This is a genomic window from Glutamicibacter soli, assembly GCF_052322135.1.
Classification (GTDB): Bacteria; Actinomycetota; Actinomycetes; order Actinomycetales; family Micrococcaceae; genus Glutamicibacter; species Glutamicibacter soli.
The window spans coordinates 1,640,492-1,655,574 of record NZ_CM125969.1 but is presented as its reverse complement, the minus strand read 5'-3'; the positions used below and the strand labels follow the sequence as shown (position 1 = coordinate 1,655,574).

Sequence of the window (15,083 nt, the reverse complement as noted above, 5' to 3'; positions counted from 1 at the left end):
CCAGGGGTCATTCCGCGTCCACCCGGCCGGGGGTGCGGGCGGCGGCGTCCGGCTCCGTTGCCGGCGGGGAATCCGCGGCCGGACTCTTCTGCGTGGACGGCGCCTTGGCGGGAGGCGTCGCCGCCGGCGTGTCCGGAACCGCAGGAGCCTTGGTCGGCTTCACCGGGGTGACCGGTGCGCCGGGCGCTTGCGGCTGGCTCGGCGGCGTCGCGGTGCCGGTCGGTGTTGATGGTGCGCTGGGCTTCACGCTATTCGGAGGCGTGGGCGCTGTCGGCGTGGCGGTGCCGCTCTGGGTCGGCGAGGCTGAAGGTTCCTCGGTCGCCGTCGCGGTGGGCTTGGCAGGCTTGGTCGGCTTGGTCGGCTTGGTCGGCTTCGGCGTAGCGCTCGGCGTGGGTGTAGCGCTGGGTTTGGCAGTAGCGCTCGGCTTCGGTGTGGCGCTGGGCTTGTCCTTGGACGGAGGCTGGTGGGTCGGTGCCGGGCTGGGCTTGGGAACCATCGGGGTGTCGTCCTCGGGCACCACGACATCCGGGTTGTCGTGCGTGTCCTTGGAAGGCTTCTGTTCCTTCGCTGGCGCCGAAGGCTTGCTGCCCTTCGGCGCGCTGTTGGCGCTAACCGTCAACCGGCGGGAGTCGACCATGGCCTGGGCCTGTCCGGGGTTCAGCGGCAGGTAGTTGCGCGGATCGTGCCAGCGGCCGTTGATGATGACCTCGAAGTGCACGTGGCAGCCTGTGGAGTTGCCGGTGGTCCCGGAGCGGGCAATCAGCTCTCCGCGCTTGACCCTCTGCCCTACCGCGGCGATGAGCACCGAATTGTGGCTGTAGCCGGTTTGCACGTTGTGGCCGTGGTCGATGGTGATGCGTTTTCCGGAGTGCCCCGCCCAGGACGAGACCGTGACAATGCCGTCCTCGCTGGCATACACCGGGGACCCGCAGGCGATGGGATAGTCCTGGCCGATGTGGATCTGGTTGCCCGGGCCGGTCGGGTTCGCGCGCCACCCGTAGGGGCTGGAGATCCGCCGGGTCTTGACCGGCGGCAACAGTTCCAGCCCGCCCGGCAGCCGGCCGATCTGCCCGACCTCGCCGATCAGCAAGGTGGAGGCGTTTTCCGCACGGATCTGCGCGCCGGGGGCCTGCGGGCCGCCGACCAGCTGCTCAGTCGGCGCGGCGGGGCCGGGTCGCTGCGCGTTTTTCATCATGAAGGAGGGACGCCCGTCGATGTCCAGGACCTGTCCAGCACCGCCGAACACCGCCAGCGGGGCGTACGGGTCGACGTGGACCGCGTCGCTGGTGATCTCCCAATCCATCAGTGCCGCGGCAGACGCTTCCATGCCCGCGGCCCGGGAATGATCCGGGCCGGCCATGAGCGGTGTGGCCAGCGTGCCGGAGATGCCCAGTGCCAGCACGAGGCTGGCCGCCCCGTACAGCGCGCGCTTGTTGTCGCGCGGCCTCCCCGGAACAGCCGGTTCATGGTTTACCTGATGACGCCTTTTCATAATTTGCCAGTCCCCAAACTGCAAATCCAAAGTGGCCTCCAGCGTATCGACTCCGGGCCCACATAGCCAGAGTTCGCGTTGAGTCATTAAAAGTGCTCGCGAAAAATCAAGCGTTCCATCAAGGACAGTGCTCTGCAAAGGAAATCAGACAGGTACTCTCGATGAAAACACACCACCCGATCGGCAAAGGCTTCGCCCCGAAGGATTCCAGGGACACCAAATGCGAAAAGGCGTCCTCCGGGATAACCTCCGCACCGGGACAGGCTGGTCCAGGGCCACTGCCCTGTACCGCGTCACCACCGAATTTGCTAAGATCACGCGACTGAAACCTGCTCCACTCCATATACCAGTTTCCACCACCCATCCTTCGCCGTTGTTCGATTTCGGCGGTTGGGCGAGAACCGATGGTGCAGAGTACGGCGAAACCGCTGAACCCTGTCAGTCGATAGTGGTATTCGGGCGTCCCGCGGACGTCCAGACTGCGGATACAGCGACCGCCGGTGCGTAAGGTCAGCCTACTCAGCGTTAGACTTTCCGACTGTCTGCGCAGCCGTTCGATCGTTCGATTCTGTCCCCGGATCTGAGTTTATAAAGAGTCCACTCGGTCGACCAGCTTATGGCGCTCCTCCCGTTAGGAATTCAGATTCGTGCGCAATTATCTGCAGTCCTCCGGCAAATCGCAAACCACGGCCATAGCCCTCTGCTACTACTTTTCGAACATCGATATCCGACTCACGCCTCCGCACCGGAGCATCACGGCCAAATTGCCGGTACCCTAGGCGTCACCGCCCATAAGAAATTTGAGTACCTCAGGATGATTGCTACGATCGGCGCTTTCCTCGTGCTGGTATTCTTCCGCCTCAGCCAGGGGTCGGCGAACGCCACGTCTCAGGCGAAAGCCCGTCACGAGCCCTGCTAGGACACGGAGAGCGCGTAGGTGACGAAGGCGCCGGTAGCCATCCACCGGCCTAGACAATATGAGGGGAAGGTAGCGTCGGGGCCACCACAGCTCAATCTTTCGTGGGTTACCCAACGGACAGCACCTTCCGGCCCGGTGGGCTGTGGGTGTTCACTGGGAGAGCCAACATTTGAGGCAATTCAGGGAGGCCCCGACATGTACCAGAGTACCTACGTCGGTTTGGATGTCCATGCCCAGACCATCTCCGCCTGCGCACTGAACCCAGCCACCGGCGAAATCAGACGATCCAAAATGTCCGCCGAGCCAGAAGTCGTCTTCTCCTGGCTGCAGCAGTTCCCCCAAGACACTCAGGTCGTCTACGAGGCAGGACCAACCGGCTACCCGTTGGCCCGCTACCTGCGCGACCGCGGCGTCAACTGCATCATTGCCGCCCCGTCCAAGCTCCTGCGGGCCCCGGGCGACCACATCAAAAACGATCAACGCGACGCACTGGGACTGGCCAGAATGCTGTCCCTGGGCGAAGTCACCGCGGTGCGGATCCCCACCGTTGAGCAAGAAGCCCTGCGGGACTTATCGCGCACCCGGCTGCAAACACAACAGACCCTGGCCCAGTCCAAGCAACAGCTCAACGCCCTGCTGCTGCGCCACGGGAATCGCTACCCCGACGGCACGAAATGGACCAGCAATCACCTGGCTTGGCTGCACTGCCAGCACTTCGAGCAGCCGGGCACCGAGTTCTCCTACCAGTCGGACGTGGAGATAGTCGAAACCTTGGGTGGGCATCTGGCCCGGATCGACCAGCACATCATCCAGGTCAGTGCAGGCTGCGAATACGCCGGGGTGATCAACGCCCTGATGTTTTACCGCGGGATTCAGGTGAGCACCGGATTCGGGTTGGCGGTGGAGATCGGGGACTGAACCAGGTTCACCGGTTCCAGCATCGGCTCGTACCTCGGGTTGGTTCCCAGTGAGCATTCGTCCGGACAAAAACGATCCCAAGGCTCGATTACGAAGGCGGGGAACACCTATGCCCGCAGACTGCTTATCGAAGCATCTTGGCACCAGAAGCCCGCGTTCACCAGGCCCGGAATCAGGATGGCCCGTCAGCTGGACCTGGTTGATTCGGCCACCCGGATGATGGCGTTGAGGGGCAATCATCGGTTGGCTGATCGGTGGGCCGAGTTTGAGCGGCGTGGGGTCCGGAGCGTCATTGCGAATACGGCCATTGCCCGGGAGTTTGCCGGCTGGTGCTGGGCCGTGGCCTCGGAGGTGCAAGAAGCCGGGCAGCGCAAGCCGGCCTACGCCGGTGAGAGCGTGGTGGCTGCCTGATCGTGGTCGCCAGGATAAACGTACCGTTGCCCACGGTCGTGAAGTGGTTAGGGAGCACGAGGAGCAAATCCAAGTCACAGCTATGAGCCGCCAGCAGCAGTGCTGGTGACGCTCGATCCTAGACCTTGGCAGGCTCCAGCCGAACAATCGTCATGCGTTAACCAACACGCGAATATCAGTCTGACCTTGTCGTCGATACGACTCGCCTACACTTCACCGACCCCGTAGCGGTACCAGAAGGGGTACTGATCCCGAACGCTTCTGAAAATTGTTCGGGATCAGTACCCCTATGCCTCTTGACAAGATTTTCTACATATCAGCTGTTCGAAGGTGTCCAACTGATGAAGGCCTGCGCCCCCAGCAGTTGAGCCCGGTGAGCACGAGGAGTCCCATGGTGCCAAGGCAGTGTCAAAGGATCCGTACTAGTAGTCGTGGATCAGCCAGCCACCATCGGCGCCCTGGCCGTCGCGGTCGCCCAGCACCTGGGCATCACCGTGGCCTACCTGCCCGGGCTGACCATGCGACGCATCGCGGACATGTATCCGGGCACGGCCAAAACCGACGAAAAGGACTCGTTCATCATCGCTGACGCGGCCCGCACCATGCCGCATACGCTACGCAGCCTGAAGGTCTCGGACGAGGAAGAAGCCGCCCTTGGGCATGCTCACCGGCTTCGACCTGGATCTCTCCCGCCAGATCACCCAGACCAGCAACTGGATCCTCGGGCTATTCACCCAAATCCACCCCTGCCTTGAGCGGGTGGTGGGTCCGTGGCTGGAGCATGATGCGGTGCTCGAAGTCCTCGCCGCCTGGCCTATCCCAGCAGCGTTGAAGCATGCCGGCAAGGCCAGGATCGATGCGAAGCTGACAAAGCACGGAGCCCGCCGGCACACCTCCTGGGCCGGCGCCATCCTGGACGCCGTGGATGAGCAAACAGTGGTCGTGGTTGGCACCGAGGCCGCCGGGCTGGTCACTCCCCATCTGGCCCGGCAGCTGATCGCTCTGCATGCTCAGCGGGCGGACGTGGCCACGCATCTTGAAGCTATGGTGGAGGCCCACCCTCTTTGCCCGGTCCTGACGTCCATGCCCGGGGTTGCGGTCAGGACCACTGCGGTATTCATTGCCGAGACCTCCGGCAAGACCTTTGATAGTGCCGCCGCCTTGGCTTCCTATGCTGGGTTGGCGCCCGTCACCCGCCAGTCGGGCACCTCGATCAAGTCCGAACGCGTCAGCCATTGAAGGCAACAAGAGATTGAAGCGAGCGTTGTTCCTTTCGGCGTTCGCTGCGATCCGTTTCGACCCTGCCAGCCGCGCCTATTACGACCGGAATTGGGCCCAGGGAAAACGTCATAACCAGGCGCTCATCGCGTTGGCCCACCGCAGGCTGACGGTGTTGTTCGCGATGATCCGGGACGGGTCGCTTGACGATGCTCCGGTGGTGGATGCTGCTTGACAAAATACATAGGGACACCCCCAAGAATCTTTGGCCCACTTCACTCTCCACGCCTCATGGCAAGCCATCCGTCTCGGATTATTACTCCTTCCAGGGGTTATAACGAACTTCTCACCAGCTCGCGGGAAACAAATGAATTAGTATTGATTCGAATGTCGCGAATTGCGTCATACCCGTTACGTCTAGCCTCCGAAAAGGACGCACGAATGTCGCTTAGGTCGAAAATCTCCCACCTACTGCCCCCTTACCGAGAGGCTGAGTTGAGTGCTCTGAAAGTCATTGCCAAACGCCTAACCCAGCAAAATGATCAACTGGCTAAGCAGCATTCAGAGATGTTAAGAGTTTTGAACTCTCTTAGCTCAGATTCGAAGAAGTTGCGCGACGTCAGCGAGAACATTCGGGCGGCAGTCATGGCTCCGGTCCAGCAGCGGGTATTTAATCTTCTGCAAAGTAAGCAACTTGGATTTCTTGAAAGTGTTCGCGCTATTTCTCAGGAGCGTAAGAGCCTCGCTCGTTTCGGTGACGGTGAATTCAGGCTCATGTATCGAAGCGAATTTAGCATCAAGTTCCACCGCAACAGTCCTGCCCTCATGGAGTCACTTCGCGAAGTACTAACCAACCCTTCAGATGACACCCTGGTTGGTATGCCTCATGCCTTTTTTGGCACTCACTGGTCAACCGTGTACGCAGAAGTTTGGAACTTTGTGGAACCACTTGCCAGCAACCTTGACCGATGCGTTAATTCGCATATCACGCGGCCCATCTTCTTTGAACTTCACGGCAGGGAAGCGGTGTCGGCTTGGCGTTCCGTATGGGAAAACAGGGATGCAACCATAGTCACTGGCGAAGGCTCCAGATTCGGCCTGCACCCTGCCTTGTTCAATAATCTCGGGAAGACTACCGAACTATTCTCCACCTCCACCGACGCTTACAACGACATTGAACGCATCGTCCAGCAAATAGAGGACGCAGGCAATGACCTGGCACTCATTTCACTTGGTCCTGCCGCAACCGTTGCAGCAGACATGCTTGCCCGGCGTGGGATACAGGCCCTCGATATAGGCCATATCTCTTCGAGCTACGAGAACGTCATCGAAGGAGGGCTGTTCCCGGAGGACATCCCCGTCACACGGTAAAATTGATCAAAAATAGAACGCTCTTCCAAAGCTTGCACTGAGCGTATCGATTGCGGCTCCACCACATGGTCAGTTGACACTGTTCCATCGATGTCACATCGAATGTCATCGAGGCGTTCCGTGTTACCGAGATCCGAACGGTGGTCGAAGAAGTTTTGCCTTCACTCTCCAAAGCAATCTATGGTCGCAAACCCACATGGTGTTTCCACCTATCGGCTACCCGATCTCCAGAAGCTCGTTGCTGGTTTGAGGCCGGACTGGTTTTGGATCCCCCGGAGGAGTTGACTCCACCGATGGATTGTGAACCGCCACTTCTGCCATTTCGCTAATGGGAATGTCGGTTTCCTGTCTTTAACTTCACTTGTAGTAGCTAATGTGCAGTTTTGTCTTGCTGCCCATGAAGATGCTGTAAAACTCAATCACGGTCGACGCGGACGGCGGGTGGAGACTGTTCCCGGGCAAATCCCAATTTTTGGACCCGTCGTGTACGAATGACGGCAGCATGGTACAACGGCTCTCCGGCCGTTTGATCTTCGGCTGCATCACGTCATCAGTGATTCGCGACCAATTCGCTGGTGGGGCGGATTGAATTTAAGGCTCTCCACCCGAGTGCTCGGGAACACCGTTTGGACAGATTCGGAACCTGCGAACGCTTATGATGATGAGGGCAGCCGTTATCTAACGTGGTGTTTTTCGGGTACCAGTTTGGACTATATGGCGACCAGCTGCTTGCAAGGTTTCTTCCATGTACAGAATCACCGGCAGGTACATGCCCTACCGGTGATTTAGTGCGGTTCCTTGCGGTCAAGGACCTGGTTCCCTCTCTTTTTGATGGCTGTGATCCAGCGGTACACTCCAGCTATTTGGTCATTAGCTGGTACCCGCTTTCGTTGTGTTCCGCGGCGTCGATGCCGGCGATTTCAATGTCGGCCGGGACTCGCCACGGGCTGATCTTCTCGATCACCGTTGCGATGACCCAGGTCATGGCCGCGGAGAACACTATGACCACCAGCAGTGCCATGAACTGGGAGACCAGCTGGGCGAATCCGCCGCCGTAGAACAGGCCGCCAGCGCTTTCTGCGGTCGGCATGGCGAAGAATCCGAGGAACAGGGTGCCGATGACGCCGGAGACCAGGTGCACGCCGACCACGTCGAGCGAATCGTCGTAGCCCAGCTTCCACTTGAGGTTCACGGCCCAGGCCGAGCCGGCGCCAGCCAGCACGCCCAGCAGCATCGCGGCCCACGGGGCGATGTCAGCGCACGACGGGGTGATGGCCACCAGGCCGGAGACCAGGCCGGAGGCGACGCCCAGCGAACTCGGGCGGGCTCCGCGCAGCTTCTCCACCATGATCCAGCCCAGCACCGCGGCACCCGGGGCGGCCAGGGTGTTGACCCAGATGAGTCCGGCCTGCTCAATGGTGGTGGCGGCACCGGCGTTGAATCCGAACCAGCCGAACCAGAGCAGTCCTGCGCCGAGCATCACCAGCGGAGTGTTGTGCGGCTGCGGGCGGTCGTGGAAGTTGTGGCGCTGGCCGAGCTTGAGCGCCAGGACCAGGGCCGCCACACCGGCGTTGGTGTGGACTACCGCGCCGCCGGCGAAGTCGATGGCTTCGCCGAAGATCTTGCCCAGGAACCCGTCGGCGGAGAGCATGCCGCCGCCCCAAACCCAGAAGGCGACCGGCGCGTACACCAGGGTGACCCACAGGGGAACGAACATCAGCCACGGGGCGAAGCGAGAACGGTCCGCGATGGCTCCGGAGATGATGGCCACGGAGATCATGGCGAAGGTTCCGGCGAAGCCCGCCGCCAGCAAACCGGACTCCGGGGTATTGTGCAGGGCGAAGTCGCTGATCGGGTTGCCAATGATTCCGGCGATGGCCGGTTCGCCGGCGGAGAACGAGTACCCCCACAGCACCCAGACGATTGCGGTGATGGCCGCCGCGGAGAAGCTCATGAGCATCATGTTGACCACGCCGGTGGCCCGGGTCATTCCCCCATAGAACAGCCCGAGCGCCGGTGTCATCAGTAGAACGAGTGCTGCGGCGATCAAGATCCAAAGACTGGCGACATCCAGCTCCATCTAGTCCACATCCCCTCACGGTGTTTGGTGTATCGGTGAATAATTTCTGTTGACTTAACCGGATTACTCGGCGTTCGTCTCAATACATAATTCTTGGCCACCGATGTTTCGCCTTCCTCCACCGCTCGTTTCGAATGCGTGACAAAGCGAGCCCGCGCGTAACGGTCTGTTTCCCGCCGTGTTACCGATGCGTTTCAAAAATCGCACCATGCGAAAATCGCGGCAGCCGATGAACGGCTGCCGCGGTAGTGTGGTGAACTGCTGTGCGCTACAGGCGGGTGATCTTCACGACCTGCATCTCGGGTACGGTGGTCGAACCGCCGACCTGGGTGTCGTAGGTCAGCGAACCGGACACCGTTACGGTGACCTTGACGATGTCTTCGGCCACGACATCGTCCAGGATGTCGCAGTTGGCCAGGCCGTCGCCGGCGTTGAAAATCGTATTATGCTCGTAATCGTACTTACCGGCGTGTGCATGGCTGACGTTGGCGCGGAAGGTGCATGGCCCGGTGGCCGAGTCGAACTGGGTGACCCGCGCGTAGAGAATCACGTTCTTGTTCAGGTGCGAGCTGGGCTTCTTCACGATCTGCGCCAGTTCACGGCTGGTGATCTTCTTGGCCTTGTTGGCCTTGGCCTTTTCGGCTTTCTGCTTGGCTTCCTTCTCTGCCTTCTCCTTGGCCTTCTTCTCGGCCTCCGCCTTTTCCGCTGCTTCGCGTTCGTCATTTGCGCTGCGCAGCTCGTCGGCCTCGGCCTGGGCCGCGGTCAGCTTCGTCGTGGTGTCAGCCAGCTGGGTTTCCAGCTCCTGCTTCTCAACGGTCACCGCGGCAGCCGAAGCCTGCACGGCCTCATGTTCTTCGGTGGACACTCCACAGCCGGCCAAAACAAGCGCCGCAACTACTGAGGCAACGGACATCGCGATTTCTTCACGATAATCCCCCAATCATCCAAGTGCAAGTACCCGGCAACCCCCTGTCGCCGGGCAGTCATCATCTTGGCATTGATTACCGACAAAATAAGTTCGCACTGCAATACTGGAGACATGGATCGTGAGTTCTTCGCCGCGGACGCGCTTGAGGTCGCACCGCGGCTCCTCGGAGCAGTAATCGGTTTAAGCAGCCCTGAAGGCACCGTTCGCCTGCGCATCACCGAAGTCGAGGCCTACATGGGAATGGGAAGCAGCGGACGCTATGACCCCGGGAGCCATTCCAAGGACCGCAAGACGCAGCGCAACGCCTCGATGTTCCTGGGGCCGGGGCATGCTTACGTCTATTTCAGTTACGGAATGCACTTCGCGCTGAATTTGGTGTGTTCGCCTGCCGGCATCGCCTCCGGGGTGCTGATCCGCTCCGGGGAGATCATCGACGGACGGGAGCTCGCTAGGGAACGCAGGCTGCGCAAACGTCCATCTGGAACCGACCCGGCCACGCTCTTGGACCGCGATCTGGCGCGCGGTCCGGGAAATCTTGCCGCGGCGCTGGGCGTCAACCGCCCGCAGCATGATGGACTGGATCTTCTCGCTGCGCCGTTCATCGTGGAAACGCGAACTCGGGTTCCTGCGGCCATTGCTTCCGGGCCCCGCGTCGGTGTCGCGGGTATTGCCGGCGGTCCACAGTTCCCATGGAGATTCTGGATTTCGGGAAACAAGTCCGTTTCAGCATTCAAGCCCGGGCGCAATGCGCCACGGGCTTGAACATATTATTCGCAAGCTTCGATCAGAGAATCACTTAGTCGCAAAAAGGTCCAATGTCGAAATCTTGTCTTGCAACTGTTGTTCCAGCATTGGGCTCAGTGCCTGTGCGTAGGTATTGCTCAAATGCGATTGGTCCCAGAATGTGATCATTCCTCCAACGACGCCATAGCACGTTCCATCACTGCAAAGGTAGTCGTTCAAATCGACCAAGTTTACTCGGTCATTTGAAGTTGCTTTCGCTGCATCAGCCAACGGATCTGCTGGCATCCATTTGGCCTTAGCACCACTACACTTCGAAAGCTGATTAATATTTTCTGCTGCGCAGTCCGGAACGTTCTTGACGGTGGCTCCAGGGAATGGCGTGTCAGCGATCACAACGACTTCCGCTCCGGTTGCCGTCCACGAATCCAGCGTTGAATCGAACGCCCGCCGCGACGGTTCTAGAGCCTGCTCATAGGTATATCCGTCTAAAGGCAAAGACTGACGGCTTGAGGTAATGATGAGATCATATTTTTTTGCTGTTACTTGTTCCAGAACCCAAGAGTCATAGTCCACGCAGCTTTGGATTCGCCTTTCAGTATCAAACTTTTGGCGTTCACCATTAACGGCGCATCGGCTGATTAGATAAGTGTCCAACGACCAACCGTGCCGCGTAGCAATCGGTTCAACAGCTGGGAACCAATGGCCAGCATGAGAATTTCCAATCAGAGCCACCTTCACTTCGCCTTTTCCATAATGACAAACAGGCTTTCTGGAAAAGTCCTCGCCCTCTAAGGCAAAACAATCGTCGGCGTAAACCTTTGGCTTATCGGTCTTAGCTACTACTGGGGCAGGCGCTAAAGCCTTGAACTGCTCGGAAATCCCCTCGCCAGACGAACAATTCGCTGTGACGGCGTTTGGTCCGATACAGTCCTCGCCGAGATATTTTTCAACACGTTCGATCGAAGCGGTGATATCCATGGAATCCTCCATGATTTGACCGCTCACCGTATAGAACCCTCCGGCAATGATGGCCAGAGTCGCAGAGCCAGCAATCAAGAATCTCGGAGCAGACATGATCCGTGATGTGTCAATAAACTTGCGGAATCTCGTCTCCACCAGCACCTGTGTCAACGCCGCTAGCAGTACGGTCAGCACAAGTGTCAAAAGCCGTTCTATGACCCCGAAATCGGCAACCGCAAAAGGCAAAAGAACAAGCAGAGGCCAGTGCCAGAGGTAAATAGCGTAGGAAATATCGCCAATAAAGCGTACAGGTTTGTTGCCGAGCAGCAGCTGTGGCGAAGCTTGATGCGTAGCATGCGCAAGAAGCAGGAGTGCCGTACCCATTACCGGTAGCAAGGCGATTGCTCCGGGAAATGACATTTCTCCATTAAAGGTTAGTGCGCTTAAGACGATGGCTCCCAACCCTACCCAGGCGGCAATCGAGCTCAGCACATCTGATTTAGGAGCATGGGCGCGTGCACCGAAGGCAGCTACCAGAGCGCCAGCAGCGAATTCCCATCCACGGGTGAAGGTCGAGAAATAGGCGATGCCTGGATCCGTAGCGGTAGCGTACACCGAATACCCCAACGACACCGCGAAGATGAACGCAATGCCGGTAAGAGCGACCGGCTGGGTTTTCCTTCCCCAGCGGATAGCTAGAAGCACAAGCAAACCAATGAGAATCGGCCATACCAGGTAGAACTGTTCTTCGGTAGACAGCGACCAGAAGTGTTGGAACGGACTTGGCGCGTCCCCTTCAGCTAGATAGTCAACCTTTGAAGTTGCGAGGAACCAGTTCTGGAAGTAGAACGTGGAGGCTACGGCTTGGAGACCCCAGTCTTGCCAGAGTGTTTCAGGCGCGAGAAGCCACACGCCAAACAGGCTGACGAGAATCACCAGAAATGACGCAGGGAGAAGCCGCTTAACGCGGCGCATCCAGAATTGGCCGATATCCCGTATCCTGCGCGGCGGCTTGGTCAGCAGGTGCGATGTAATAAGGAAACCGGAAATCACGAAGAAAACGTCAACGCCGATGAATCCCCCGGGCAGGACTTTGGGCCAGAAGTGGTAGATGACTACCACGCCGACTGCCAGGGCTCGCAAGCCCTGTATATCGGCACGGAATACTGACTTTTTCCGTCCTGGAGCTGACAATCCAGCGATAGGTTGTGCGCTGCTCACGGGTAGAACGTTCTCCCTTGATTATCTACGGTAGTTCAAAATTCTGCGGGGCTTCCGCCACCGGCATGTTGCTGGACATGCCACTGGCCAGTTGCTCCTGGAACATCCAAGAGCAACTGGCCAGAAACCAATACTAGCCCCCAAGCAACGCGTCGACGAACGCTTCGGGGTCGAACGGAGCTAGGTCATCAGGGCCTTCACCCAATCCGACGAGCTTCACCGGCACACCGAGCTGTCGCTGAATCGCGACTACGATTCCACCCTTGGCGGTGCCATCCAACTTGGTCAGCACGATGCCGGAGACATTGACAACCTCGGAGAACACCTTGGCCTGTGCGAGGCCGTTTTGGCCGGTGGTTGCATCCAGCACCAGCAGCACTTCGTCAACCGTTGCCTTCTTTTCAACGACACGCTTGATCTTGCCAAGCTCGTCCATCAGTCCGACCTTGTTCTGCAGTCGACCGGCGGTGTCGATCATGACGATATCGACTTCCTGCTCGATGCCAGCGGACACGGCTTCGAACGCAACAGACGCAGGATCTGCTCCATCGATGTCCGACCGAACCGTCGGCACGCCGACTCGGTCGCCCCAAGTGGCAAGCTGCTCGGCAGCTGCGGCACGGAAGGTATCCGCAGCGCCAAGGAGCACGTCCTTGTCCTCTGCTACCAATACGCGGGCCATCTTGCCGATGGTCGTGGTCTTGCCGACGCCGTTGACGCCAACCACCATGATGATGCTAGGGCGGTCAGGATGCGGCTCGGGGAGGTAGGAGCGATCGAGGCTTGGATCAACCAACTTGAGGAGTTCTTCGCGGAGCATGGCCTTGACCCGCTGTGGGTCGCGGCTGCCTTCTACCTTCACTCGTTCGCGCAGCGCGTCGACAAGTTCCAGCGTCGGCTCGGTGCCGAGGTCTGCAAGCAGCAGGGTTTCCTCGATCTCGTCCCAGACGTCCTCGTCGATGGAGTCCTGGCTGAGCAGAACCAGCAGGCCCTTGGAGAACATGTTGTTGGACTTGGTCAGCCGTGCGCGCAGTCGGGCTAGGCGCCCTTGAACTGGTTCAGGAACATCCAGTGCTGGAGCACTTGGGTTCTCGGGCTCAACGACTGAAACAGGCGCTTCGGTTGCATCCGTGGTGGCGGCTGAGCCTTCGAGGGTGTCAGTTTCGCCTCCAGCAACGGTGGCGCTGGGAACGTCGTCAGCGTCACGCTCTGTTGTGTATGGAGTCTTAGGCTTGCGGCCCTTGGCTACGAAGGCGGTGGCAACAATGCCCACCACTACAACGACCGCGACAATGATGATGGTAAGTAATAGCGAATCGGTCACGTTCTAAATCGTCTCATATCTTCGGCGTTTTCCCGGCTTCAGTGATCAAACCGTCTACCGGCAACTTTGCTGGGAAAGACATAGAATGGCATGTGGTCCTCAGACCACTAGTTCTTGACAGAAAGGCTGACCGCCGCAGGCAGCGTCCTGGCGTCGCGGCGATGATTATGGCATTTACCCAGAAGGCTCCTGCTCGCCCTCCAATTCCGGCCGAAATACGGGTGCTGCTGGTTGCGGCGTTCATCATTGCGCTGGGCTTCGGCTTGATTGCACCGGTCCTCCCCCAGTATGCGGTGAGTTTCGATGTAGGTGCAGCCGCGGCGACCGTGATTGTCAGCATCTTTGCCTTCACCCGGTTGATCTTCGCCCCAGTGGCGGGCGTGCTCGTGGGCAAGCTGGGCGAGCCTCGCATCTACGTCACCGGCGTGCTGCTCGTCGCGGTCTCGACACTGCTCTGCGCAGCAGTGCAGGACTACACTCAGCTCCTGCTGGCCCGGGGATTGGGAGGATTCGGCTCCACGATGTTCACCATTTCCGCAATGGCGCTGATTGCCAGGTTGTCTCCCGAAGAGTCCCGGGGCAGAATTTCCGGCTTGTATGCGGGATCGTTCCTGCTGGGCAATGTGGCTGGTCCGGTTTTGGGCACTGTCTTGGCCCCGCTGGGGATGCGCCTTCCTTTCGTGATTTACGGTATCGCCTTGGTAATTGCTGCGATGGTGGTTTACATGGCGTTGGGCCGTCGGCGGGATCTTGACGAACGGGCCAAGAATCCAGTGAGTGCTGCGACTGCAATCGAAGTTGTCACCATGCGCCAGGCCATGGGATCGCCCACCTACCGGGCAGCACTGTTTTCCGGGTTCAGCTATGGGTGGCTGGCTTTCGGAGTGCGCAACAGCATGATCCCGTTGTTCGCGCTTGCGGTCTTTGGCCAAGCTCAGGGGCAGTCCGTCGCGGGAATCTCCTTGGCCATCTTCGCCGTGGGCAACGGTTGCGCGTTGCTCTTCTCTGGAAAGCTCACCGACCGTATCGGACGGAAAATCCCTGTCCTGATTGGCATGAGCGTACTGATTGTGAGCATCGGCGCGATGGGCTTCTTCACGTCGCTTGCCGGGTTCGTGATTTGTTCAGTGATCGCCGGCTTCGGCGCAGGAACCTTGGGGCCAGCCCAGCAGGCTTCCGTTGCAGACGTCATCGGCTCGGGCCGCAACGGCGGAAAGGCCCTGGCTGGGTTCCAAATGTGCCAGGATCTGGGTTCTATCATTGGGCCGCTGATTGCCGGTGCCATGGCGGACTTCTGGAGCTACCAGCTGGCATTCAGCGTCTCGGCTGTAGTGGGCTTGGTCGGCGTTATTGCTTGGTTGCTGGTGCCACAGACCACGAAACCAGTTCCTACCGACGATCGATAGCCCTGAATTCTGACCCTTGGGCAAGAAATTACTTTGAACCGAGCTTCAATTCCCGGCACCGATACTGCTTTCAGTACCTCACCGAACCCGG

10 protein-coding genes and 2 pseudogenes are annotated in these 15,083 nt (G+C 59.3%); 7 read left to right on the top strand and 5 right to left on the bottom strand.

The window, feature by feature from the left end; all coding sequences use genetic code 11:
• Positions 1-7: 7 nt before the first annotated feature.
• Positions 8-1,492 carry a M23 family metallopeptidase gene (locus ACTX90_RS07805; RefSeq protein ID WP_443443763.1) on the bottom strand — a complete coding sequence of 495 codons (1,485 nt, stop codon included), beginning with the start codon at positions 1,490-1,492 and terminating at the stop codon, positions 8-10.
• A 1,114-nt stretch (positions 1,493-2,606) separates the two neighbouring features.
• Between ACTX90_RS07805 and ACTX90_RS07800 the strand changes: the two genes are divergently transcribed.
• The 5 genes and pseudogenes from ACTX90_RS07800 (at position 2,607) to ACTX90_RS07780 (ending at position 6,329) form a co-directional block, all read left to right on the top strand.
• Entirely contained in the window at positions 2,607-3,329 is a 723-nt protein-coding gene (locus ACTX90_RS07800) for an IS110 family transposase (protein WP_443443761.1), read from the top strand.
• A gap of 39 nt (positions 3,330-3,368) precedes the next feature.
• Positions 3,369-3,425 (top strand): annotated as a pseudogene (locus ACTX90_RS07795) (hypothetical protein); the annotation flags it as partial.
• Positions 3,426-3,506: 81 nt separating this feature from the next.
• Entirely contained in the window at positions 3,507-3,740 is a 234-nt protein-coding gene (locus ACTX90_RS07790) for a transposase (RefSeq protein WP_443444062.1), read from the top strand.
• A 413-nt stretch (positions 3,741-4,153) separates the two neighbouring features.
• Positions 4,154-5,193 (top strand): annotated as a pseudogene (locus ACTX90_RS07785) (IS110 family RNA-guided transposase); the annotation flags it as partial.
• 206 nt (positions 5,194-5,399) lie between these two features.
• Complete coding sequence (locus ACTX90_RS07780; RefSeq protein WP_443443760.1) at positions 5,400-6,329, top strand: GT-D fold domain-containing glycosyltransferase; 930 nt, start codon at positions 5,400-5,402, stop codon at positions 6,327-6,329.
• Positions 6,330-7,188: 859 nt separating this feature from the next.
• Here the strand turns inward: ACTX90_RS07780 and ACTX90_RS07775 are convergent.
• Complete coding sequence (locus ACTX90_RS07775) at positions 7,189-8,409, bottom strand: ammonium transporter (RefSeq protein WP_204677260.1); 1,221 nt, start codon at positions 8,407-8,409, stop codon at positions 7,189-7,191.
• A 268-nt stretch (positions 8,410-8,677) separates the two neighbouring features.
• Positions 8,678-9,322 carry a hypothetical protein gene (locus ACTX90_RS07770; protein ID WP_443443758.1) on the bottom strand — a complete coding sequence of 215 codons (645 nt, stop codon included), beginning with the start codon at positions 9,320-9,322 and terminating at the stop codon, positions 8,678-8,680.
• A 126-nt stretch (positions 9,323-9,448) separates the two neighbouring features.
• On the opposite strand from ACTX90_RS07770, the gene ACTX90_RS07765 reads away from it, so the two are divergent.
• The gene (locus ACTX90_RS07765) at positions 9,449-10,099 is read left to right on the top strand and encodes a DNA-3-methyladenine glycosylase (protein WP_443443756.1); all 651 of its coding nucleotides are present in this window, start codon (positions 9,449-9,451) and stop codon (positions 10,097-10,099) included.
• A 30-nt stretch (positions 10,100-10,129) separates the two neighbouring features.
• Here the strand turns inward: ACTX90_RS07765 and ACTX90_RS07760 are convergent, their stop codons facing one another.
• Together ACTX90_RS07760 and ftsY are read right to left on the bottom strand one after the other, a co-directional pair.
• Entirely contained in the window at positions 10,130-12,262 is a 2,133-nt protein-coding gene (locus ACTX90_RS07760; protein ID WP_443443754.1) for an acyltransferase family protein, read from the bottom strand.
• 133 nt (positions 12,263-12,395) lie between these two features.
• Positions 12,396-13,586, bottom strand: a complete 1,191-nt coding sequence (ftsY, locus tag ACTX90_RS07755) for a signal recognition particle-docking protein FtsY (RefSeq protein ID WP_443443753.1) — start codon at positions 13,584-13,586, stop codon at positions 12,396-12,398.
• A 167-nt stretch (positions 13,587-13,753) separates the two neighbouring features.
• Between ftsY and ACTX90_RS07750 the strand changes: the two genes are divergently transcribed.
• The gene (locus ACTX90_RS07750) at positions 13,754-14,992 is read left to right on the top strand and encodes an MFS transporter (protein ID WP_443443751.1); all 1,239 of its coding nucleotides are present in this window, start codon (positions 13,754-13,756) and stop codon (positions 14,990-14,992) included.
• Positions 14,993-15,083: the final 91 nt, after the last annotated feature.

What these genes read in the sequence shown, in the direction of transcription:
- ACTX90_RS07805 (WP_443443763.1), bottom strand. Translation starts at nt 1,492, where the DNA reads ATGAAAAGGCGTCATCAGGTAAACCATGAACCGGCTGTTCCGGGGAGG.
- ACTX90_RS07800 (WP_443443761.1), top strand. Translation starts at nt 2,607, where the DNA reads ATGTACCAGAGTACCTACGTCGGTTTGGATGTCCATGCCCAGACCATC.
- ACTX90_RS07790 (WP_443444062.1), top strand. Translation starts at nt 3,507, where the DNA reads ATGGCCCGTCAGCTGGACCTGGTTGATTCGGCCACCCGGATGATGGCG.
- ACTX90_RS07780 (WP_443443760.1), top strand. Translation starts at nt 5,400, where the DNA reads ATGTCGCTTAGGTCGAAAATCTCCCACCTACTGCCCCCTTACCGAGAG.
- ACTX90_RS07775 (WP_204677260.1), bottom strand. Translation starts at nt 8,409, where the DNA reads ATGGAGCTGGATGTCGCCAGTCTTTGGATCTTGATCGCCGCAGCACTC.
- ACTX90_RS07770 (WP_443443758.1), bottom strand. Translation starts at nt 9,322, where the DNA reads ATGTCCGTTGCCTCAGTAGTTGCGGCGCTTGTTTTGGCCGGCTGTGGA.
- ACTX90_RS07765 (WP_443443756.1), top strand. Translation starts at nt 9,449, where the DNA reads ATGGATCGTGAGTTCTTCGCCGCGGACGCGCTTGAGGTCGCACCGCGG.
- ACTX90_RS07750 (WP_443443751.1), top strand. Translation starts at nt 13,754, where the DNA reads ATGGCATTTACCCAGAAGGCTCCTGCTCGCCCTCCAATTCCGGCCGAA.